20 protein-coding genes are annotated in these 21,215 nt (G+C 33.5%); 10 read left to right on the top strand and 10 right to left on the bottom strand.

Features of this window, described 5'->3' with window-relative positions; translation table 11 throughout:
* The first annotated feature begins 119 nt into the window (after positions 1-119).
* On the top strand, positions 120-2,909 hold the full coding sequence (locus ACRBBL_RS11970) for a sensor histidine kinase (RefSeq protein ID WP_431369291.1): 2,790 nt from the start codon (positions 120-122) through the stop codon (positions 2,907-2,909).
* Entirely contained in the window at positions 2,906-3,535 is a 630-nt protein-coding gene (locus ACRBBL_RS11965; RefSeq protein WP_431369290.1) for a response regulator, read from the top strand. The genes ACRBBL_RS11970 and ACRBBL_RS11965 overlap by 4 nt, the downstream gene beginning before the upstream one ends.
* Before the next feature lie 69 nt (positions 3,536-3,604).
* On the opposite strand, the gene ACRBBL_RS11960 is transcribed toward ACRBBL_RS11965, so the two are convergent.
* Complete coding sequence (locus ACRBBL_RS11960) at positions 3,605-3,793, bottom strand: class I lanthipeptide (protein WP_431369289.1); 189 nt, start codon at positions 3,791-3,793, stop codon at positions 3,605-3,607.
* A 189-nt stretch (positions 3,794-3,982) separates the two neighbouring features.
* Between ACRBBL_RS11960 and ACRBBL_RS11955 the strand changes: the two genes are divergently transcribed.
* A complete protein-coding gene (locus ACRBBL_RS11955; RefSeq protein WP_431369288.1) occupies positions 3,983-5,053 on the top strand; it encodes a cytochrome-c peroxidase in 1,071 nt (356 codons plus the stop codon).
* 213 nt (positions 5,054-5,266) lie between these two features.
* Here ACRBBL_RS11955 and ACRBBL_RS11950 read toward each other — a convergent pair whose 3' ends face one another.
* On the bottom strand, positions 5,267-6,295 hold the full coding sequence (locus ACRBBL_RS11950) for a LamG-like jellyroll fold domain-containing protein (RefSeq protein WP_431369287.1): 1,029 nt from the start codon (positions 6,293-6,295) through the stop codon (positions 5,267-5,269).
* A gap of 448 nt (positions 6,296-6,743) precedes the next feature.
* Here ACRBBL_RS11950 and ACRBBL_RS11945 point away from each other — a divergent pair, with 448 nt between their 5' ends.
* From ACRBBL_RS11945 to sufD, 5 genes are all read left to right on the top strand, one after another.
* A complete protein-coding gene (locus tag ACRBBL_RS11945) occupies positions 6,744-7,073 on the top strand; it encodes a HesB/IscA family protein (protein ID WP_431369286.1) in 330 nt (109 codons plus the stop codon).
* Between the two features lie 168 nt (positions 7,074-7,241).
* On the top strand, positions 7,242-8,690 hold the full coding sequence (gene sufB / locus ACRBBL_RS11940; protein WP_431369285.1) for a Fe-S cluster assembly protein SufB: 1,449 nt from the start codon (positions 7,242-7,244) through the stop codon (positions 8,688-8,690).
* Between the two features lie 20 nt (positions 8,691-8,710).
* A complete protein-coding gene (locus tag ACRBBL_RS11935) occupies positions 8,711-9,160 on the top strand; it encodes a hypothetical protein (protein WP_431369284.1) in 450 nt (149 codons plus the stop codon).
* A gap of 32 nt (positions 9,161-9,192) precedes the next feature.
* Positions 9,193-9,945, top strand: a complete 753-nt coding sequence (sufC, locus tag ACRBBL_RS11930; protein WP_431369283.1) for a Fe-S cluster assembly ATPase SufC — start codon at positions 9,193-9,195, stop codon at positions 9,943-9,945.
* A gap of 9 nt (positions 9,946-9,954) precedes the next feature.
* Complete coding sequence (gene sufD, locus ACRBBL_RS11925) at positions 9,955-11,274, top strand: Fe-S cluster assembly protein SufD (RefSeq protein WP_431369282.1); 1,320 nt, start codon at positions 9,955-9,957, stop codon at positions 11,272-11,274.
* A gap of 67 nt (positions 11,275-11,341) precedes the next feature.
* Here sufD and ACRBBL_RS11920 read toward each other — a convergent pair whose 3' ends face one another.
* The 4 genes from ACRBBL_RS11920 to ACRBBL_RS11905 all read right to left on the bottom strand — a co-directional run bounded on the left by ACRBBL_RS11920 (position 11,342) and on the right by ACRBBL_RS11905 (position 15,075).
* A complete protein-coding gene (locus ACRBBL_RS11920; RefSeq protein WP_431369281.1) occupies positions 11,342-11,878 on the bottom strand; it encodes a hypothetical protein in 537 nt (178 codons plus the stop codon).
* 53 nt (positions 11,879-11,931) lie between these two features.
* Entirely contained in the window at positions 11,932-12,750 is an 819-nt protein-coding gene (locus ACRBBL_RS11915; protein WP_431369280.1) for a hypothetical protein, read from the bottom strand.
* 66 nt (positions 12,751-12,816) lie between these two features.
* On the bottom strand, positions 12,817-13,353 hold the full coding sequence (locus ACRBBL_RS11910) for a DUF2589 domain-containing protein (protein WP_431369279.1): 537 nt from the start codon (positions 13,351-13,353) through the stop codon (positions 12,817-12,819).
* A 378-nt stretch (positions 13,354-13,731) separates the two neighbouring features.
* Positions 13,732-15,075, bottom strand: a complete 1,344-nt coding sequence (locus ACRBBL_RS11905) for a serine hydrolase domain-containing protein (protein ID WP_431369278.1) — start codon at positions 15,073-15,075, stop codon at positions 13,732-13,734.
* Positions 15,076-15,370: 295 nt separating this feature from the next.
* On the opposite strand from ACRBBL_RS11905, the gene ACRBBL_RS11900 reads away from it, so the two are divergent.
* Together ACRBBL_RS11900 and ACRBBL_RS11895 are read left to right on the top strand one after the other, a co-directional pair.
* A complete protein-coding gene (locus ACRBBL_RS11900) occupies positions 15,371-15,640 on the top strand; it encodes a hypothetical protein (protein WP_431369277.1) in 270 nt (89 codons plus the stop codon).
* An 18-nt stretch (positions 15,641-15,658) separates the two neighbouring features.
* On the top strand, positions 15,659-15,925 hold the full coding sequence (locus tag ACRBBL_RS11895; RefSeq protein WP_431369276.1) for a class I lanthipeptide: 267 nt from the start codon (positions 15,659-15,661) through the stop codon (positions 15,923-15,925).
* Positions 15,926-15,986: 61 nt separating this feature from the next.
* Here the strand turns inward: ACRBBL_RS11895 and ACRBBL_RS11890 are convergent, their stop codons facing one another.
* From ACRBBL_RS11890 to ACRBBL_RS11875, 4 genes are all read right to left on the bottom strand, one after another.
* Positions 15,987-16,847, bottom strand: coding sequence for a helix-turn-helix transcriptional regulator (locus ACRBBL_RS11890; protein WP_431369275.1), 861 nt, complete (start codon positions 16,845-16,847; stop codon positions 15,987-15,989).
* Between the two features lie 151 nt (positions 16,848-16,998).
* Positions 16,999-17,910: a hypothetical protein gene (locus ACRBBL_RS11885; protein WP_431369274.1), complete on the bottom strand. Its 912-nt coding sequence runs from the start codon at positions 17,908-17,910 to the stop codon at positions 16,999-17,001.
* A gap of 221 nt (positions 17,911-18,131) precedes the next feature.
* Positions 18,132-20,723, bottom strand: coding sequence for a DUF4132 domain-containing protein (locus ACRBBL_RS11880; protein ID WP_431369273.1), 2,592 nt, complete (start codon positions 20,721-20,723; stop codon positions 18,132-18,134).
* 9 nt (positions 20,724-20,732) lie between these two features.
* Positions 20,733-21,125 (bottom strand): hypothetical protein, encoded by a 393-nt coding sequence (locus ACRBBL_RS11875; RefSeq protein WP_431369272.1) that lies wholly within the window; start codon positions 21,123-21,125, stop codon positions 20,733-20,735.
* Positions 21,126-21,215 lie beyond the last annotated feature (90 nt).

Here is a 21,215-nt window from a genome sequence, read left to right as displayed (position 1 = left end):
GTCTAAAGTAAATTTAGGCGATTTTTTTATGCTTGTATGCCTTTCTTACAAATACTACAAAATGTAGTACTACAACTGTTGCATTATTCCTATTTTTAAGGAAACGTACGTTTCCTTACATGAAGAAAACCATTTTATATATCCTTTTTCTATTAAGCAGTTTTGTCCTCAATGCGCAATATTGGACAAAGCAACATTACAATGTAGAAAATGGGTTGCTTGATAATTACACCTTTGCTATTGAAAAGTTTAAAGGTGAAATTTATATTGCTACCGATGGCGGATTGGTCACATTTGATAATGGTAATTTTAAAGTTCATAATAAAAAAGAAATCCGATATCCTGTTTCGCTACTAAATACAAACGACAGTATTTTATACATCGGTTCTTGGCTTGATGGTATTTTAACCAAAGAAAATCAAGACATAAAAAACATATATACAGATCGTATCAATAAAATTTTAAAGTACAAAGAAAAGCACCTTATTTACAACATTTATCAACGTACAGCTTTCTTAAGTATTAATAAATCAAATCAAGTCGATACTATTATAAATCTGGAAAACAACAACAAAAATAGACGCGCTGCTATTGATAAGTCTTCTATTTTTATAAGTGAAGGAAAGACAATTGATGAGTATTCCTGGAAAGGCAAAAAGAAACAACTATTTATAGAGGAGAATACAGCAATTATTGAAGCATTATGTAGCATTAATGGTTTTCTATTCTTTGGAGATCATCAAGGGAATCTGTCTTGGGTTCCAAAACTAAACCCTACACAAAAAAATACGCATCACTTTGAAAAATCGTATACTATCAAACATATTAAACCGTATAAAAAACAGCAAGTTTTAATACAGTTAAATCATCGTGCAGAATACAATACGGTATACATTCTTACCTTCGACAAAACATATTCAAAAATCATAAAAGCAGAACCAATTCTAACCATAAATAATGGAATCAGCGATATTTTTATTGACCGTGAAACGATATACATTGCGAGTTATGGAAATGGTATTTATAAAATATTTCCTTCCCTTATAAAATCATTTCACAAGAACGATTACCAAATTCCAATCCCTAAGTTTATATACGAAAACAACTCTGGAAATATGGTCTTCACCACCGAAAACGTTTCCTATATTCTTAAAGAGAATGACTCGTTTATTCAACAAAAAAACCCATTTCGACTAAATGATATTTTCGAATTTCAAGAAGAACGCTATTTTTCTTCTTATGAAAATCTCTACAATTCTGACTATAAAAAAATTAGCGAAACACGCGTAAATAATTTTTTAGCTGCAAAAGAAAGAGACACAACATTCTATTCAAACTATATGCTAAGTCGTTATCATAATGGCGTTAGAAATGATATCTATTGTATTCATTATCGCAGAAAAGACAAAAAAATAAATACTGGAATTCTTTTTAACAACATTATTTATGCTGGTACCCAAAATGGCGTTAGAAAATTTTTAAAAAACGAGCTTGACACTTGGATAGAAGAACCCGATTCTTTGTTAGAACAACATTTTAAACAACGTGTTATTCGTAAAATTTTACAGCATAAAAACCAACTTATCATTGTCACACCTTACGAAGCGTATACCTATAACGAACATAAAATTTCGCCCTTGCTTTTTACAAAAGAGGATATTTATATCAATGATGTCTTTATAGATGATGAAAATAGAATCTACTTTGGAACCAACAAAGGTTTTTGGATTTTAACAGATGATTTTCAATATCATTTCAATACAAAAAACGGCACAAATTCAAACAATATTTATTCGTTCTATCAGGACAAAAAAGGAATCATTTGGATGATTTCAGGAAACGGAATCATGGAATTTAATCCAGAGTTACTCGACGTTACTATTCCACCAAAAATAGAAATTCATCAAACAGACATACACAATGATCATGCATTTATTGAATTTAAAAGCATTACACGTCAATTTTCGGAAGCCGTAGTGTTTGCCTATAAAATAAATGATTCCGAATGGCGAGAAACGAAGCGTCAAGAGCTTGAAATGAGCAACCTAAAACCTGGTGATTATACGGTATCTTTTCGCGGAAAACATTTTAATAGCGAATGGTCTTTTCCGAAAACAGTTCGGTTTAGCATTCAGCCAAAATGGTATCAAATTACAGTCATAAAAGTGCTCATTCTTATTGGTGTTTCTATAATTTTACTTGGCTTTTTATGGTATCGCTTACGCGTGATTAAACGCAGAAACGACACCTTATCCAACGAAATTAACCGTCGTATTTTTTTAGAACATAAAGTAGAAAACTTGCGAGAAGAAGTTGCACGTGATTTTCATGACGAAATCGGAAACAAAATTGCATCTGTCATTGGTTTATCTAACAATATAAAACACAGTGAAAAAGTAAATTCGCCCAAAATTGATAAAATAACATCACTTTCCAAAGAAATTTATCATACTGCCAAAGACTTTGTTTGGTCACTAAATCCAAAAAATAATAATATTGATAGTTTGTGTAAATATTTAAGAGATTACGGAGAGAACTTTTTTGATCTTTTTGAGAAAATTGACTTTCTGTACCAAGAAATAGACATTATTCCGGTTGACATTTCATACATAAAAAGCAGAAACATCATTTTAGCTTTCAAAGAAATACTAGCAAACATCATCAAACATTCACAGGCAACAAAAGTAGTGTTCAAAGTACACTTGGAAGGCACTAAATTCACAATTCAAATTCAAGACAATGGTATTGGATTTGACAATCATATTTCAGCCAATGGAAACGGCTTAAAAAACATCCAAAAACGCATGGAAATGATCAATGCCGAAATGCACATTGAAAAATTGGAAGGTGTTTTTTACACATTTATTTTAGACTTACAAGAAGAACTCACCAAAACCAACGAGCTATGAAAAAAAAATATATCTCAATTATAGAAGACAATGCCATCTTTAGAGAAAATATGGTCACGTATATTCAGCAACTTAATAACTATTTTTTGTTAGGTGCCTATGAAAGTTTTGAAACTGCTTTCGAAGATTTTAAATCGGGCAATCATGCAGATATTGTATTAATGGACATTGGATTGCCAGGCATTAATGGAATAGAAGGCACCAAAAAAATAAAGCAGCAATTTCCAAAAACCGAATTAATTATTGTCACTGTTTTTGAAGATAGCGATATGGTTTTTCAAGCATTAAAAGCTGGTGCATGCGGTTATTTAACAAAGAGCTTAGGCTTACCTGAACTCAACAAAGCACTAGAAAATTTGGAAAAAGGCGGCGCACCAATGAGTAATAAAATTGCCAAAATGGTGGTAGAATCTTTTCAATTAAATCATCAAGACAACACCTTATCTAAACGAGAAAAAGAAGTCCTGACTTTACTTGCTAGAGGAAAAACATACAGTACTATAGCTGAAGAATTGTTTGTATCCAAAACTACGGTTCGTACGCATATTAGAAACATTTACCAAAAACTACATGTCAACTCCAAAGCAGCAGCCATTCAATTGGCAAACGAGAAAAAAATGATCTAAAAAAACTCACAGTGCAATCATGTAGACCTAAAACGTTGCAACTGTGAGTCTGTCAATGCTTGTTTAATACTAGCAATACCAAGAATTACAAACGGCACAACGCGTAAAAGACATTTGAGTTGCACACTTGCTTATTTGTGATCTTGTACATGCAAATCCGCCTGAAGCTCCTGCGCCACCTAATACTTGTTCTTCATCTAATCTTGATACTGTTTTCTTAGCTAAGACTAAGCTTTTTTTCAAATTTTGTTTTTTCATAATTTCTATGTTTTGTGGTTTTATTCAAAAGTAGTTTCTAACACAACACTTGGAATCGTGCAAATTGTAGTATTCTTACAAAAAACTACTGAAAACCAATCTTTTAGTCTCAAAACACATCAAGCCAAATAGAGTAAGAATGTTAACATTTTGTCCAATCACAAGACATTTGGTATCTTAGCAATTGCTATGAAATTCAACTATTACATCTATGTATTTGTTGCGCTACTCTTTGTTGCGTGCAAAGACGAACCGTATGAGGAAATTCCCGGACAACAAGTTGGCGAGTTCCAAAATGTACCATTGAATTTTAATGTCCCTTCTAATTTCCCTCCTTTAGTCTATGATATTGAAGCCAATCCGCCAACGGAAACTGGTTTTGAATTGGGACGCCGTTTGTTTTATGAAGGTCGTATGGCTTCCGATAATGTAGTTGCTTGCGGATTTTGTCATATTCAAGAATTTGCATTTACACATCATACACATATTATCAGTCACGGTGTTGATGGCGCGTTGGGAAGCAGAAATGCACAACCGTTGCACAACTTAGCTTTTCAAAATGAATTTACTTGGGATGGCGCTGCCATTCATTTAGACATGCAACCAATCATTCCAATTACGAATGAAGTAGAAATGAACGAAACATTTACCAATGTTATCGCAAAACTGCAAGCACATCCAGATTATCCACGATTATTTCGTGAAGCTTTTGAAAATGGAGAAATCAACTCAGAAAATATCCTAAAAGCTTTATCGCAATTTATGGTAATGATGGTGACTGGAAATAGTAAATATGATAAATTTAGTCGCAACGAAGGAAATGTAACACTAACTGCAAACGAAACGCAAGGTATGCAACTCTTCAATCAAAAATGTGCTTCTTGTCATGCTGGCGAATTGTTTACAGATCAATCCTATCGCAACAATGGTTTAGCCATCGATCCACAATACAACGATATTGGTCGTGCACGTGTGACTGGATTTCCAGCAGACAATTATAAATTTAAAGTGCCAAATCTTCGAAATATTGAAGTCACCTTTCCATACATGCATGATGGTCGTTTTGCTTCTTTAGATGCTGTTTTAGAACATTACCGAAATGGCATCAACAATACCGAAAACTTGGATCCTATCTTTCAACAAACTGACGCAAGTTTAGGAATTTCGATGACAGATGAAGAAAAAGATCGCATCATTGATTTCTTAAAAACTTTAACCGATACTGATTTTATTTTCGATCAGCGATTTTCAGAGTTTTAATTTGGGCGCATCGCCAAGAAAATTGGCGTCAGGTATATGTTGAGCGGAGTCGAAATACTATTCGCTACAATTCCTCATTGCATTCCGGGATTTTCACTGCTATCCTTTGCCAATTCCATTCAAAAAATAAAAATTATGACAAAAAAATAGTAGCAAACAACATACAGTCATTTACTACTATTTATAGGTATTATGGTAAAGAATATTTTATACTTATTTCTTAATAAACTTTAGCGTTCTGTTACCGCTTAACTTTAAGAAATACATCCCATTTGTTAAATTGGAAATAGCAATTTCTTCATTGTTTGCCAAAGTTCCTCTTTTTACAACGGCACCAATTGTATTATAAATTGTATATGCTTCGTTAGCTTTCAATCCATTAATTTGAACAAAACTCTTCGCTGGGTTTGGATACAGGTTTAATCCTTCAGTAGCTGCTGTAAACGTTTCAGTAGATAATACTGAATCTGCTACCGTATGCACCCAATTTGAACAAGGTCCAAGTCTAAAAACATTCCATAAATCACCTGGACGCGAATTTCCTGTATGATCTACTAACTGATATAATATCCAATTATCTGTATCGGGAATTCCTTCATTGCACTTGAAGTATTGAATTAAACCTGTTGAAGCAACATCTATTTCCATGTTCATTCCAATATTAATTTCTGAAACCGTTCTTATAGTATTCCATACTCTTACCTCATCATATGCACCTCCAAAATACGTGTTTTCATATTCAGAACTCGCCAAGCGTGCATCTACATTATTTCCAAATACAGGTGTAATTCCATTAGCAGTAGCTTCCCAATATCCATCAACATACAACATTAATCGGCCTATAGTAATATCAAAAGTAACCGCAACATGATGCCAATTTCCATCATTGATAGCTCTAGCTCCAGTAATTGTAGTCCAATTGTTTGTATTGTTTGCAATTCCAGCAGTCACAAATCCTGTAGTAGCATCTCTTTCTATAAAATACCCTTCTTTTGCCGTTCCACTATCATAGTGTTTAGAATACATGTGTTTTCCTCCATTTCCATTGTCTTTTACCCAAAACTCAATGGTAAAACTATCGTTGTTAGCGTTGGTACCAAAAATTCCTGTTTCAGTTGATCTGTATACTGGCGCAAAGTCATTGACACCATCAAAGCATATAGCATATCCTAAAACTTGTGCATTTGCACTAAAGACGCTCGCTATTAAAAATGTTACTAATAAAATGTAATTTTGTTTCATTTGTTTAAAAATTATAATTAATAATAGGGGTTAAAAATTTATATATCTCTCAATCAAAAAAAGCAGCAATACTATTTTATGTTTTAAAAAGATGGTTCAAATCTAGTATAATAGACAGAAGATATACCAGTGAAATATATCTATTTTAACAAAACAGGTAAAATTACATACAGATTTTTCACACAAAATTGAAGAATTAAAAATTTAGATTTTTTATTGTAAAAAAACGATTATATTTTTTTGTTGAATGCCTGTACTTTTCTAGTTTTTGACATAAAAAGCAGCTATAAAAAGAAAACTTTTTTCCATCACTTTTTTCCAAAATCCAAACAAAAAGATCGTTATCAAAAAATTCTATGCTATAATATGTTATATAAATGTCAGGATTTTTAAAATAAAGCGTCAAATAGCGTATCTTTGCAAGTACGAATTAAATGTAAATTAAAAAATGATAACAGTTTCAGACACAGCCCGTAAAAAAGTAGTCGAACTCATGACTGATGATGGTTTTGATGCTACCAACGATTACATTCGTGTAGGCGTAAAAAGTGGTGGATGTTCCGGACTTTCGTATGATCTTACGTTTGACAATACTAAAGCAGAAGAAGATAAAGTATTTGAAGACAATGGCGTGAAAATTATTGTTGACAAAAAAAGCTTTTTATATCTCGTTGGAACCACATTGGAATATTCTGGAGGATTAAATGGAAGCGGATTTGTTTTTAACAATCCAAATGCACAACGCACCTGTGGTTGCGGAGAGTCATTCTCTTTGTAATACTTAATCAAAGTGAAATGTTTTTAATTCAAAAATTAGAATTACAAACAGCGCTAGTATTGAGAAAAAAACAAGTGCATTTATAAAATATTTAGAAAAAAGCGAGATTAGGTAGAGAGAAAAAAATAAATTTTTCAATCATTTAATCTTTTAATCATATCGAAAGAAATGAGTAAGTATACTGAAGAAGAATTACAAAAAGAACTCGAAACGAAAGAATACGAGTACGGTTTTTATACAGACATTGAAAGTGACACATTCCCCGTTGGACTTAATGAAGATATTGTAAGAGCAATTTCTAAAAAGAAAAATGAACCGGAATGGATGACTGAATGGCGATTGGACGCTTTTAAAATTTGGTCAGAAATGGAAGAGCCAGAATGGGCAAATGTTCAGTATGAAAAACCAGACTTTCAAGCCATATCTTATTACTCTGCTCCTAAAAAAGCAGATCCAAACAAAACTTTAGATGATGTAGATCCTGAGTTGTTGGAAATGTATAAGAAACTGGGAATTTCTATTGACGAACAAAAAAAGCTGCAAGGTGTTGCTATTGATATTGTAGTCGATTCTGTTTCAGTAGCTACAACATTTAAAAAGACATTGGCTGAAAAAGGAATCATCTTCTGCCCTATTTCAGAGGCAATTCAAGATCATCCAGAATTGGTTAAAAAATATATGGGAACTATCGTTCCTACCAAAGACAACTTTTATGCAGCATTAAACTCTGCTGTATTTACTGATGGATCTTTCTGTTACATTCCAAAAGGCGTTCGTTGCCCAATGGAATTATCAACGTATTTCCGAATCAATCAAGCAGGAACTGGGCAATTTGAACGTACGCTTTTAGTTGCAGACGAAGGAAGTTATGTAAGTTACTTAGAAGGTTGTACTGCGCCATCGCGTGATGAAAATCAATTGCATGCCGCCGTAGTAGAACTGATTGCTATGGACGATGCAGAAATTAAATACTCTACAGTTCAAAACTGGTATCCAGGAAATGCAGAAGGAAAAGGTGGTGTTTTTAACTTTGTAACCAAAAGAGGATTGTGCGAAAACAACGCAAAAATTTCTTGGACACAAGTAGAAACTGGTTCTGCTGTAACTTGGAAATATCCTAGTTGTATTTTGAAAGGTAATGATTCAGTTGGTGAATTTTATTCAATTGCTGTCACAAACAATCATCAACAAGCTGATACAGGAACTAAGATGATTCATCTTGGAAAAAACACAAAGAGTACCATTATATCTAAAGGTATTTCTGCTGGAAAATCACAAAACAGCTATAGAGGTTTGGTGCAAATTGCTTCCAAAGCAGAAAACGCACGTAACTTCTCGCAATGTGATTCACTATTAATGGGGAATCAATGTGGTGCACATACTTTTCCTTATATAGAAGCTAAAAATAAAACGGCTCAAATAGAACACGAAGCTACGACAAGTAAAATTGGAGAAGACCAAATTTTCTATTGCAATCAACGTGGAATTGACACTGAAAAAGCCATTGCATTAATTGTAAACGGTTTTAGTAAAGACGTCTTAAACAAATTGCCAATGGAGTTTGCCGTAGAAGCTCAAAAATTATTAGAAATCTCATTAGAAGGTTCTGTTGGATAATCAATTATAAATATTACAAAATGAAAAAAATCTATTTCATCTTCGCACTTAGCTTACTTATAGTAAGTTGTGGTAACAATTCTAAATCTGAAGAAAAAGCGAACGAAACAGACACACAAAATCAAACTGAAACTGAAACTGGTATAACCGCTACACGTACAGTAGGAAAGGTAGACGACACTTTTTCTGGAATGTTTTTATATTTAGAAAGCGATAAAGCTGCAGTACTTCAAACTGCTGGAAGCCAAATGTACGGTATTGTTGTCGACGAAAAAATGCATGCTCTTAATAAGCAATGTCAACAATACAAAACAAAAGACTATGATATGGTTCCTGTTGTTTTTAGAGGCATTAAGAAACCAAATCCAGTAAAAAATGCTTGGAAAGAAGTGATAGAAATCAAAGAAATTCTTTCGGTACAAAAACCAAGCGATGAAGATGGTACTATTATCATCACAAACAATCAATAATTCGATTTAAAAAACATAACAATAGTTTTAGAATGTTACACATAAAAAATCTACACGCAGGTATTGAAGGAAAAGGAATTCTGAAAGGAATTAACCTTGAAGTAAAAGCAGGAGAAGTACATGCGATCATGGGACCAAACGGATCAGGAAAAAGTACCTTGTCATCTGTTATTGCAGGAAAGGAAGAGTATGAAGTTACCGATGGAGAAATTTTTCTTAACGGAGAAAACATTGAGGAGTTAGGTCCTGAAGAACGTGCACATGAAGGTGTGTTTTTATCATTTCAGTATCCTGTAGAAATTCCTGGAGTTTCTGTGACAAACTTTGTAAAAACGGCCATCAACGAAACGCGTAAAGCGAAAGGTTTGGAAGACATGCCAGCAAGTGAAATGTTGAAGAAAATTCGCGAGAAAGCCGAATTACTAGAAATTGATAGAAAGTTTTTATCACGTTCTTTAAACGAAGGATTTTCTGGTGGAGAGAAAAAACGTAACGAAATTTTTCAAATGGCAATGCTAGAGCCAAAATTAGCCATCTTAGATGAAACTGATTCTGGATTAGATATTGATGCATTGCGAATTGTTGCCAATGGTGTAAATAAATTACGTAGCGAAAACAATGCAGTGATCGTAATTACACACTACCAACGTTTGCTAGATCATATTGTACCAGATTTTGTACACGTTTTACACAATGGGAAAATTGTAAAATCGGGAACAAAAGAATTGGCCTTAGAGTTAGAGGAAAAAGGATACGATTGGATTAAGCAAGAAGCAACTATTTAAGGAGCACACATGGAGTTAAAAGATAAATTATTGTCATCATTTATGGTTTTTGAAGATCGTGTAAACCATCAGTCAAAAAACATAAATGAAATTAGAAATAATGCAATTAAGACGTTTCAGCAAAAAGGATTTCCTACCAAAAGAGATGAAGATTGGAAATATACTTCGCTAAATGCGTTATTGAAGCACGATTATACGATTTCTCCACAGAAAGAATCGGCAATTGAATTTAAAGACGTAAAAAAATATTTTATCCACGATATTGATACCTATAAAATTGTATTTATCGATGGAAAATATAGTTCGTTCCTTTCAGAAACAACACACGATGGTATTGATGTTTGTTTGATGAGTTCTGCTTTGAACAAACCGAAGTATAAAATTATTATCGACTCATATTACAATCAAGCTGCAAAAGCAGATCATAGTTTGACTTCGTTGAACACCGCTTTTGCTTCAGAAGGTGCATATATTCATATTCCAAGAAATAAAGTAGTTGAGAAGCCAATACAAATTGTGCATTTTTCTACAGGTAATGAAGCTTCTGTGATGTTGCAACCACGTAATTTGATTGTGGTGGATGAAAATTCGCATGTACAAATTATTGAGCGCCACCAAAGTTTGACTTCAAATGTAGTATTGACAAATTCAGTAACGGAAATTTTTGCAAATAAGCGCGCTATTGTTGATTATTATAAGATTCAGAATGATAATCAGGAAGCTTCTTTGATTGATAATACGTTTATTTCTCAAAAGCAAAGTAGTAATGCATCTGTGCACACATTTTCTTTTGGTGGAAAGTTAATACGAAACAATTTGCAGTTTTTCCAAAAAGGAGAACGTATTGATTCTACAATGAAAGGCGTTACTATTATTGGCGATAAGCAACACGTAGATCATAATACATTGGTACATCATATTGAACCAAATTGTGAAAGTCACCAAGATTATAAAGGTATTTTTGGCGATCGTTCTACAGGAGTTTTTAATGGAAAAGTAGTTGTAGAGAAGGAAGCACAAAAGACCAATGCATTCCAAGCAAATAATAATATTTTAATAGACGATAAAGCAACAATTAACACCAAACCTCAGCTAGAGATTTTTGCAGACGATGTAAAATGCTCGCATGGTTGTACCATTGGTCAGTTAGATAAAGATGCTTTATTTTATATGCGTTCACGTGGAATTCCTGAGAAGGAAGCAAAAGCATTACTAATGTATGCTTTTGCTAATAACGTTTTAGAAAGCGTGAAGATAAACGCCATTAAAACCCGAATCAATAAGTTAATTGCGCAAAAATTAGGCGTAAATTTAGGATTCGATCTATAAAGGAAAGTAAAAAAGAATCTTAAAAATCCCGAAGCAAAAAAGCTTTGGGATTTTTTTTGCAAATAGGTTACAGTTGAATCTCTTCCGCAATAATTCTGTAAATATCTACTTCAGGAAGTAGTGTTTGCAATTGCATTGCTACAGAACTAAATTGCGGATCTTGTCGCAGACGCTTCCAGGTGTTTTTCACATACTGATTAAAGTTTTCTCTTTGCCCTTGACTGTATGCCGCATCATCTTTAACCATTACTAAAATCTGCTGAATGGTTTCTCTTCCTTGCGTAACTTTAGTTTTAATAGGTTCATGTAAACCCGCTAACATTTGGTGTGCATTTTCCAAACAATTTGCTCCAACCATCAATAAATGTCTTCTTCTTTGTGGAACATCTTTTGTTTTTGCCACAAATATTTGATTTCGTAAAATGCTCATACGACTAGATTCTACAAACCCAAATTGCTTCAATACTTCTTGATTTTCTGAAAGCCAACGTTCAATCTCTACTATAAAGCGTGAAGATTTGGAACGAAGCAATTCAGAAATTAGTCCTACTTTGAAAATAGAAGCTTCAAAGAAGGTATTTTTTTCTATTATACTTGTTTTCATTTGTTTGTATTTTGAATTTCTTCATCTTGTTTTTGGCATGAAGAAACGTGAATTTATTCGTAGTTTAATACTTGTACAGCGTTTCCATCATCATCAACATCTGTTGTCCATTCCATTGCATTGTCTGTAATGTTGACTTTGATTTTAATTAAGTTTGATGGATCATTGATTTCCTGTAATTTTTGCGTTTCTACAATCACTGGAAGGTCTTCAATCTCTGGTGATTTTGGTTGCAGATTTTTTTCAATTTCTGCTACCATTGCATCTTGAAAAACAGCTTCTTGCACAAAATTGTCCCCCACAAAAGCATACGATATTTCTGCAAATTTGATAGCTGCCTTATTTGTTGCTACGGAGTAATTGTTTGATGTCGATTCAGATGCATACTCTTGAGTTGTTCTTACGGTAGCTTCTTCTGTGGTTCTAAATGCAGTTTGTGCATCCGTTTGCGTATCTGCTTGTGGCGCAGATTCTATACTGTCTGCTGCCGAAGCTGTTCTTAAACTAGCTGCTGCTTCTGCAGAGTACACCTGTGCTTTTGCTGTTAGTTCTGGTTTAATGCTTTCAAAATACGCTACTTGATCTGCAGTTTGATTTGGAAAAAGATCTGCATTTACTTTAAAAAATGCTGCTTCATATACGTTCTGAATTTCTCTTTCTGTATATTCTCTAGTAACCGTTTGTGTAGCATCAACCGCAACAGGAATTGTTAATTCCATATCTTTGATACGAATATTGGGAACAGAAAAATGTCTTAGCATTGGATTTGCAACATATTCTTGCGCAATGGCTAATGTTTCAATATCTGACTGTACTTTAGCATTATTTACTTCTTTATAAATTTTTCCGATATAGTCTTTTAATGTAATCATGATTTTTGTTTTTTAAGTTAAGGAAGCCTCCGAAGAGACTTCCCCAATTTGTTAGTGTACTATGTTCTAAGATTCTGTAATAGACTCTTCAAGCATATCTAATACACGACTCATTCCTGCTGGAATTTCGTCTTGTACTGCATTAATTCTAATGTTCATACTGTATGAACGTTTAGATTCATCTGAGTACGTGTTTTTCTTTTGGTACGAATAACTTCCTTTGAACTTAAAACGTCCCCAAGCCCAACGTAAACTCAATTCAGCACTTAAATCTAATTTGTGACTAGCTACAGTTTCAACTTTAGTTACACTAGAGATTTTAGCATTAAAATCGATCGTTGTATCAGCAACTCTTAAAAATGGAATTGGAATGATGGTTAACAAAGGTGTTGTTAATGTTACCGATGTTGGTGATCCATCAACTAATTTAGAATATGCGAATGTTACATTTTTCACATTTCCAGATTCATCAAGACCTACTTCGTTGATAAAATCTACTGTTGATAAAGCTGCTGCTGCTTGTGCATCAATAACTGCTGTTAGAGGTTTCCCTAACATTGCGCTAAAATTAATGTTAGCAATTTCATTTGGACTAACTGGCATAATTGTAATTTTTAAAATTGTTTACCTACTCTTTGTAAAAAGGCTTTTCGGCTTTCTCCTTAGGTTGCAAGAAAATAGTCGCGAACAATTTCTTACATCATTTTAAGCTTAAAATTATACTCTTTCGAAAGAATTACAGTGCAAATATACAACAAATGTTTTTATTTTCAAACATATTGCAATTATATTTTATGTATAATTACATAAAATCGGCAATATGTTGGTGTTTCATTCTGTCTATAGAAAATGAAGTAAAAGAGTCTGTATTTATGAAGAATTTGATTGTTTTTTTACATAAAAAAGAGCTGCAATTTACGTAGAAACATAAAGTACAGCTCAATATATATTTGAAGATTTACTGTAGTTACAGTAGTTCTATTATTTTATTGCATTGCATATTCCGCTTAAGAATTTATTAAAATCTGTTCCATCTTTTCCAACTAACCCGAAACGAACAACTACCAAATCTTTAGAAGGAATAATGTATATGCGTTGTCCTTGATAGCCATTTGCAGAATACATATCTTTTGGTACATCTGGATGAAATCCGCCAGCATTAAGCCAAAAGTGTCCGCCATAACGTCCATTAGAAGTTGGTGTTGGTTTGGTGATATAATCTACCCAAGAATCATCAAAGATACGTGTACCATTCCAATCGCCTCTGTGTAAATATAGCAGTCCAAATTTTGCCCAATCGCGTGGTGTTGCCCATCCATAAGAAGAACCTACATAGTTTCCTTCCATGTCTGCTTCAATCAACATAGAATGCATTCCAATTTTATCAATAAATTCAACATAAGGGAAATCTAAGTATTCTTGATGATTGGCAAATTGCTTACGCAAGATTCCTGATAGTAAGTTTGACGTTCCAGAAGAATAATACCATGTTTCATTTGGCTTGCCTACTAATGGTTTTTCTATTTGTGACGCAGTCATGTCTTTTTCAAGAAATAGCATTTTGGTTACATCAGAAATTTTTCCATAATCTTCTTCCCACTCTAAACCACTATTCATTTGTAATAAGTTGTGAATGGTAATAGCATTACGTTCGTCTTTTTTCCAAGCATCTACAGGAGCTTTATCCCATACATTGAGTTTGCCTTGATACTGTAAAACACCATACATAGTGCTCAACAAGCTTTTAGTCATAGACCAACCTAGTATTTTTGAATCTTTATTGAAGCCTTTTGCATATTGTTCTGCAATGATTTGATCTTTGTATATTACTAATACTGCACGTGTTTTTTTGACATCTTCACCATCTACTTCGGCAAAAGCATATTGTACCTCATTTTCAATTTTTGCGTAGTCAATATTGGCAAACGTAGTATCTTTTTGTTTCATGTTTCCGTACGGATACGGTACCATACGAGCAATATTGGAACGAAACGGAATTGGAGTTTCTTGTGTAATATCGTAATCGTCATCAATTAATACACTTCCAAGACCTTTTCGGTATATGGCTTTGCGTTCCATTAATCCATATACAGACGCCGAAGCATATTTTTTTTGTAAATCAACAAAGTCTCTCGCAAAATTTATAGGTGCAAAACTATTATCTGTACTGTCCGTAAAAGCTGGTGCTCTACCCGCTACAAAAACGGAAGAACTCATGTTTTTTGCCGAGTACCCAGAAATGATATTTAATTTCGAATAATTATACGCTACAAGCATTGCAACAATTACGAGTATGACAGCTAAAATTTTTAAGGCTTTTTTCATCTTCTTATTTCTATTTTCTGTTTAACTCTTACTATTTTTTAATTAACACGAGTTCACTTTCAAAGATATTAAAATAAAAGGTATTGAGCTGTAGTAGAACTCTTGAACCTTAAATATTTCTGTTTTTTTCATGATTAATTCAGCAGCTCAAAGAGTGTTTTTCCTAATTAAAAAACAGGAAAAGCACTATAAAAAAGTATTTAGAAAGCTGTTTATCAAATCATTATTTAAAATAACCTTTGTGAAACTGTTACGTAACGGTAAAAGAAGTTTAATTTTTAAAAACTAGAAAACCATGAAAAAAAACAAAAAGAGTTTAAAAAAGTTGACACTGAACAAGAAGGTAGTGTCTAAATTGGAAGGACAACAAACCATTGGAGGTACTGGCTTTACAGTAGTCATTTGTCCTATTGAAACACGTTGGAACTGTCCAATTTTGACGGCAAATTGTCCACAAACATGGATTTGTCCTATTGATACACGTTGGAATTGCCCAATTGACACACTAGCTTGTCCTATTGACACTATAGCATGCCCTATTGATACAGTAGCATGTCCATTTTAATCCATAAAAATTTAAATCATGAAAAAAAATAAAAAAAGTTTAAAGAAGTTGACACTGAATAAGAAAGTAGTGTCTAATTTAGAAAATAGTCAAGTGACTGGAGGAACAATGGTGACTTTAGCCTGTCCTGTAACAATATTTTGTCCAACACGTTTTTGTTTGACAAGATTTAATTGTGAGACATTAAATATTGTTGAATGCGGAACGATTCAATCAGTTGTAGGTCCTGGTTGTGGCGGTTCATTAATAGATGGATGTCAATCTGCTTTAGCTTGTCCTTTCTAAAAAACCAATTTTATAAAACTATAGTTTGGAAGCTGCTGTAAAAGGCAGCTTCTTTTTTTGGTTAACTAGCAAAAGCTTGCAGATAGTTTCGCAAATCTTGGTGTTTTTCTAAAACCATTTTTTTCTTTAGCCGATATTTGTGCGTACGAACACTTTCTTGATTGATGCCTAGAATGAGCCGAATATCTTCATTGGACATGTTCATTTTTAGGTAACAACAATATTTTAAATCTTTAGCGGTAAGACACGGGAATTTAGCACTGAGTTTTTTGAGAAATTCAGGATTTACATTTTCAAAGTAATGTTTAAAATCGTCCCAATGCTTTCGGTCATTACGCGTCATTTTGATAGTGTTCACAATAGCCATTAATTGTGTTTTGGTGGAAGCATCAACATCTGCATATAATTGCTTGATGCGTTCTTTAATTTTGTCTAATACAGCCTTTTTTTGATCTAACTCCAACGTATAACGCGTTAAATCTTTGTTTTGATCTATGGATGATTTTCCTTTTGATAGAACTGTTTTTGACGAAGAAACTCTTTCTGTTTTTTTAATCAATTTTAAGATACCAAGTATGTTGGTTACTAAATTGTTTGATTGCATACCATATTCAAACGACTGTGTAAAAACTACTAAATTGTCTCTAATTTGTAATTCTCGGTGTTGATTTCTAGTTCGCAAACATAACATAGGAATTGAAAAGTCTCGACTGTAAGATAATAATGAGTTGATTACATTTTGATTGTCTCTAAAACTCAGAATAATTAATGCTGGTTGAATTGATTTTGAAAGCTGTACAATGTCTGACACGCGTGTAGCCGTAATAAAACTATACTGATTCATTGTTTGCAAGCTTTTTAGTATTGCAGCTAATGAAGCAGAAGTATCACTTCCAATAAGTATATTTTCATGCGTAGTCATCACTATATTTATAATTTCTAGGTTGTAATAGTGCATTATGGGGAATCACATCAAAACGTATATTTCAAAAGTAAAATTAAAAGACTTAAAATAATACGGTAGAAATACTTGGTTTTTGACCTTTGAGTGTTAAATCTTTGATTGATTGTTTTTAATCAACAATCTTTCCCATGTAGATTTGAGATCTACCTTCTCCGTCATTCTGTGCCCAAACCATTTTTGAACCATCTGGTGAAAATTTTGCATGTTGTGCACCAAACTTAGGATTACTTACAGGAATTATAGATGGCGATTGTGGGTTTAGTAAATCTACTTTTCGTATAAATATTTGTAGTTTTTGTGAATTTGAATACGCTTCAAAAGCCATAACAGTTCCATTAGGGTTAAACCAAGGCGCGCGACCAATAGTTCCTTTAACTGGATCTGAAAATACCACAGGCGTATTATTACCAACTTGAAGCAAGATTTTATTTATTTTCTGATTATACTTTCCAGAACCTGCAGGTTGTCCTGCAAAAGCGATTATTTTAGAGTCAGCTTCATTTACAGTTCCCATACCAGACCAATACTTACTGGATGTTAACACATTAGAACCTAAAGAATTGATATTTACTTTCAAAAGTTCTAGTTGTGAGTAATTAGTCATTAACAAAGCAAGTTCATTAGGATACCAAGCAGGATACGACAATTCGGAATCTTTATACCCAGGAACTATTAAATGTTTAGCGCTATTGTTTACACCGTTTTCATCTAAGAGCATAATTCTTGATACAGGAACGGCACCTTTAGGATAAATTCCTGTAAATGCTATTTGATTTGATTTTTGTTTTGGATTCCACGACCAAGAAGCTCTTAAACAACCATACGTATCACTCTTGTAATATAGGTTTTCTGAATTTGAAGCCATCTCAACAATCCAAAATTGTGGTCTTGCAATTCCGCCTCCAGCGCGTTCAAAAAGAACCGTATGTCCATCTGGACTAAAACACGGACGACCATCTTGGTATTTTTCTTTTGAATTGACACCAGTTTGTGTAATTGGGTGAATATCTATAACTTTCATAATATGGAGTGGTTGGTTATCTCAAATATAGAAAGTACACCTGGTTTTAAATAGCGTGTTACTACGTGATTATGTTTTCACGAAAAAGAGCTGTATTACTAGAACCTCAAATACCTCAAACACATTTTTTGAAAGATTGAATACTTGCAATTTTCCTTGCAACACATTTGAAGCTTCTTGCAAAATTTTGACAACTTCGTTCACCTGAAAGCCAGAAGCCATTAGTTGATTTGACTTAGAATGGTTTTATCTGTGATTTTATCATCTTCCGCTAATAAAAATGCCTTGCTTAATACTAACGATAATCCACGATCGCCTTCAAACGGTAAAAAGATATTTTTTGTTTTTTTGTCTTCTCCTCTTGCAGGAACTATACATAGATATTGATCGTTTGGCTCCATTAAAATGTTAGAGCTTCCAATATGAATTTTATAGGTTCGTTTGGTGCCTTTTACGTGCAAAAACTTCCCATCTATTTTGGCAACTTTGCTTATTTTTAATCGTGGCAATAGTTTTTCTAAGATGGCTTTTCTCGTTTTCGCAACTTCGGTTAAATCTCCAAAAGAATAACTTGTCCAGTAATCATTGTATTGTGGTAATCCGCCGTTATCTCTCCATTGCGGATCATTTCCAACACTACAAACTCCCACAAATAAATCAACATCACGCAAAATTTCAGAAAGCACCAGTTTTGGAACATCTAACAAATCCATTACTTCTTGATCTTTTACAAATCGTACTTGATCGGTTGCTATATAATTCCACATTCCTGCATCATTAAATTCATCTTCGGCATTTAGCGTATTAATCCAGAATTGTGCCTCAATACGATGTGCTTTTACTTGAATTTTGGCTATTTCTCCATCATATCCACCATCAAACGCACCTAAAAGTGAATATTTCCATCCACGAACGCTTGTCAATGCATTAAATTGATGTTGCTTTAAGATATGCGCCGCCATTCGGTTGCTATAGGTTTTCGTGTTTACTTCTGCATCTGTAAGTATATACACCTCTCGATATGCTTGCTTTAGCGGCTGTTTTATTTCGAGCGATTCTAGTTTTGTACGCCAAAATAATACACCATCAACAGACTCATGAATAGGATGCCACAAACGAACTTCTGTTTCAGCTGTAATCCAATCTAGAACGGTATCTTCTTGAGTTATCCATTGATTATTTATGTATAAAGCAGTAACAAAATTTTCTCCTTTTTTAAATTGCCATAATAGCTTTTTTGCGATAAAACTAACTAATCCATGATTTAAGTAATGTTTTGTGAAGCTTTCATAGCTCCAAATGCGATTGTCTAAATATGTACGATCAATTCGGTCGCGTTGTGCGGTGAGGTATTTTTTAATTTGCGCTACTTCACTTTTTGCCTTTTTAAGTTTTTGCGAATGCTTTGCGGAACTCTTTACAAATGCAGGTGTTGTTTTTTGTGGTTTCCCGTCAGGCTTTCGCCAGATGAGACTCACTTTGCCTAGTTCTTGTATGCCTATTTCTAAAGTATAATCGTCAAAAGTATATGTTTTTGCACCATCTTCCAATCCAAAATGTGGAATGGACAATTCTTCTATTTCAGAGGAAGAAATACCTAGTTTTACAGAAGCTGCTTCAATGTATTTTTCAATTAGTTTTCGCGTGTTGTTTTGTTTAATTTTAAGTTTTAAGCGCGATAGATGACTGATTCCTTCCAATCCTTTGGTGTTTCCTAATACATACATACACGCATTTCCAACACTAGCCGCAGTTGGACCAACACCAGGAATTTTTTTATAACAACGTTCCGCAAGTTTTGCCACTAGACCTAGCGTATTTGTATCATGAAATTTCGCCAAACTCCACACTAACCCTTTTAGAAACACAGTGCTTTTTTCGTGTAAAAATTCGTAGTCTGTATAATCATATACTTCACCATTTCCGTAGTCATATTGTTTTGCGGTTTCTATTTCTTTGAGTTGTATGACATATTCCAACCACGGATGTACAGTAGCTTTGTATTTGGCAATTCCGATTTCGTCAATGATTGCACTTGTATTTTTTAAGAAGCGCTGCGCAGGTTTTCCGCTGGATGCTTTGGTAAATAGATGAAACAGTTGATAGAAGTAATCGCGTAGATTTTCTTCCATTGCAAGAACTTCAGGATTGAACATTTTCCCAAATCGATCGTCTACATGTGTGTATGGAAGTGTTTTTCCCGTTGTATTTTGACCGTCAAAAAGTATTTTTTTGAGTTTTGTTTCTACTTTGTCTAAATCTGCTCCCCAATAAATGTTTTTGTTTGCCATTGCTGGAGATGCAAGAAATTTTTCTATGTATGCTTTCCATTCAGGAGATACTCCATTTTTCTTTACGCTTTTTTCTATTTGTTGTACAGCATATCCGATAGGCCAATTTGAAAAATGTATAATGTTTTTCTTAGAAGCTGATGAAACTTCAAAGAAATCCATCAGTTTGGCAAATTCTGCTGGTTCATATTCAAGATTGCTACGCAGTAATGCCGTTAGTAAACTATCGCATATATTCCGTGTCGTACTTTCTACATTTGAAAGCGATCTTAGTGAAACTTTTTTGAGTAACGCTACATTTTTCTCAGCTAGATATTGGACAAATTCTTTTTTGAAAGTCGCTTCTTTTGCTTTGAGCACTTTGTACGATTTCAACTTTGAATACGGTATTGAATAAGTGTATCCTTCTAAAAAAGCTTCTTGCCTAATTTCTATTAGTTGATCCTTGTATATTGAGCTTTCTAAAGCATCTTCTTCTTTTTTAGCGCCAAAAAAATTCTTTAAACTATCTGTGAATCCCATATTTTCAATTTATCCTCCAACTAATGGTGTGAGTTTTACAAAGCTAACTGTGGTTGTTTTTGTGACTAATACTTGCTGCTCTAAACTTTCCGATTGCTGATTGTCTATTAAAACGAAAAAGCCATTGTTTTGAAATGCATCAAGTGCGATAAATGTTTGCTGTTCTGCATCAATTTTAGCGTGCGTTTTTTTGAGCTTGTAACCGTTCAATGTTTGTTCGGATGCAGTTGGGCGAATAAAGCCTTTAAAGTACTCAGGAAGCTTGTTATTGTAGGCTTCTACTTCTGCTGTTACGCGTGCGATTATGATATCTTTTACCGTAACTATTTCACTTTCAACAGCGATTTGTATTTGATTTAGAATATCGCCCGTAAGGGATTCATCATTAATAGTAATTGTCATAGAAATGATTTTTAATAAACTTACTAATTTTGAGTTATACTTGAAAGTGTATTGCATAAAAAAACCTGCAACTACAGGAGTTACAGGTTT

This window comes from Kordia sp., assembly GCF_050633145.1.
In the GTDB taxonomy this organism is placed as follows: Bacteria; Bacteroidota; Bacteroidia; order Flavobacteriales; family Flavobacteriaceae; genus Kordia.
This window is presented reverse-complemented; position numbering and strand designations above follow the sequence as displayed.

Bases quoted from the DNA above. Each gene is read 5' to 3' on its own strand.
- ACRBBL_RS11895 (WP_431369276.1), top strand. From the start codon at position 15,659: ATGAAAAAAAATAAAAAAAGTTTAAAGAAGTTGACACTGAATAAGAAA.
- ACRBBL_RS11880 (WP_431369273.1), bottom strand. From the start codon at position 20,723: ATGGGATTCACAGATAGTTTAAAGAATTTTTTTGGCGCTAAAAAAGAA.
- ACRBBL_RS11905 (WP_431369278.1), bottom strand. From the start codon at position 15,075: ATGAAAAAAGCCTTAAAAATTTTAGCTGTCATACTCGTAATTGTTGCA.
- sufC (WP_431369283.1), top strand. From the start codon at position 9,193: ATGTTACACATAAAAAATCTACACGCAGGTATTGAAGGAAAAGGAATT.
- ACRBBL_RS11920 (WP_431369281.1), bottom strand. From the start codon at position 11,878: ATGAAAACAAGTATAATAGAAAAAAATACCTTCTTTGAAGCTTCTATT.
- ACRBBL_RS11960 (WP_431369289.1), bottom strand. From the start codon at position 3,793: ATGAAAAAACAAAATTTGAAAAAAAGCTTAGTCTTAGCTAAGAAAACA.
- ACRBBL_RS11945 (WP_431369286.1), top strand. From the start codon at position 6,744: ATGATAACAGTTTCAGACACAGCCCGTAAAAAAGTAGTCGAACTCATG.
- ACRBBL_RS11970 (WP_431369291.1), top strand. From the start codon at position 120: ATGAAGAAAACCATTTTATATATCCTTTTTCTATTAAGCAGTTTTGTC.
- ACRBBL_RS11910 (WP_431369279.1), bottom strand. From the start codon at position 13,353: ATGCCAGTTAGTCCAAATGAAATTGCTAACATTAATTTTAGCGCAATG.
- ACRBBL_RS11890 (WP_431369275.1), bottom strand. From the start codon at position 16,847: ATGACTACGCATGAAAATATACTTATTGGAAGTGATACTTCTGCTTCA.
- ACRBBL_RS11915 (WP_431369280.1), bottom strand. From the start codon at position 12,750: ATGATTACATTAAAAGACTATATCGGAAAAATTTATAAAGAAGTAAAT.
- ACRBBL_RS11950 (WP_431369287.1), bottom strand. From the start codon at position 6,295: ATGAAACAAAATTACATTTTATTAGTAACATTTTTAATAGCGAGCGTC.
- ACRBBL_RS11885 (WP_431369274.1), bottom strand. From the start codon at position 17,910: ATGAAAGTTATAGATATTCACCCAATTACACAAACTGGTGTCAATTCA.
- ACRBBL_RS11965 (WP_431369290.1), top strand. From the start codon at position 2,906: ATGAAAAAAAAATATATCTCAATTATAGAAGACAATGCCATCTTTAGA.
- ACRBBL_RS11900 (WP_431369277.1), top strand. From the start codon at position 15,371: ATGAAAAAAAACAAAAAGAGTTTAAAAAAGTTGACACTGAACAAGAAG.
- ACRBBL_RS11955 (WP_431369288.1), top strand. From the start codon at position 3,983: ATGAAATTCAACTATTACATCTATGTATTTGTTGCGCTACTCTTTGTT.
- sufB (WP_431369285.1), top strand. From the start codon at position 7,242: ATGAGTAAGTATACTGAAGAAGAATTACAAAAAGAACTCGAAACGAAA.
- ACRBBL_RS11935 (WP_431369284.1), top strand. From the start codon at position 8,711: ATGAAAAAAATCTATTTCATCTTCGCACTTAGCTTACTTATAGTAAGT.
- ACRBBL_RS11875 (WP_431369272.1), bottom strand. From the start codon at position 21,125: ATGACAATTACTATTAATGATGAATCCCTTACGGGCGATATTCTAAAT.
- sufD (WP_431369282.1), top strand. From the start codon at position 9,955: ATGGAGTTAAAAGATAAATTATTGTCATCATTTATGGTTTTTGAAGAT.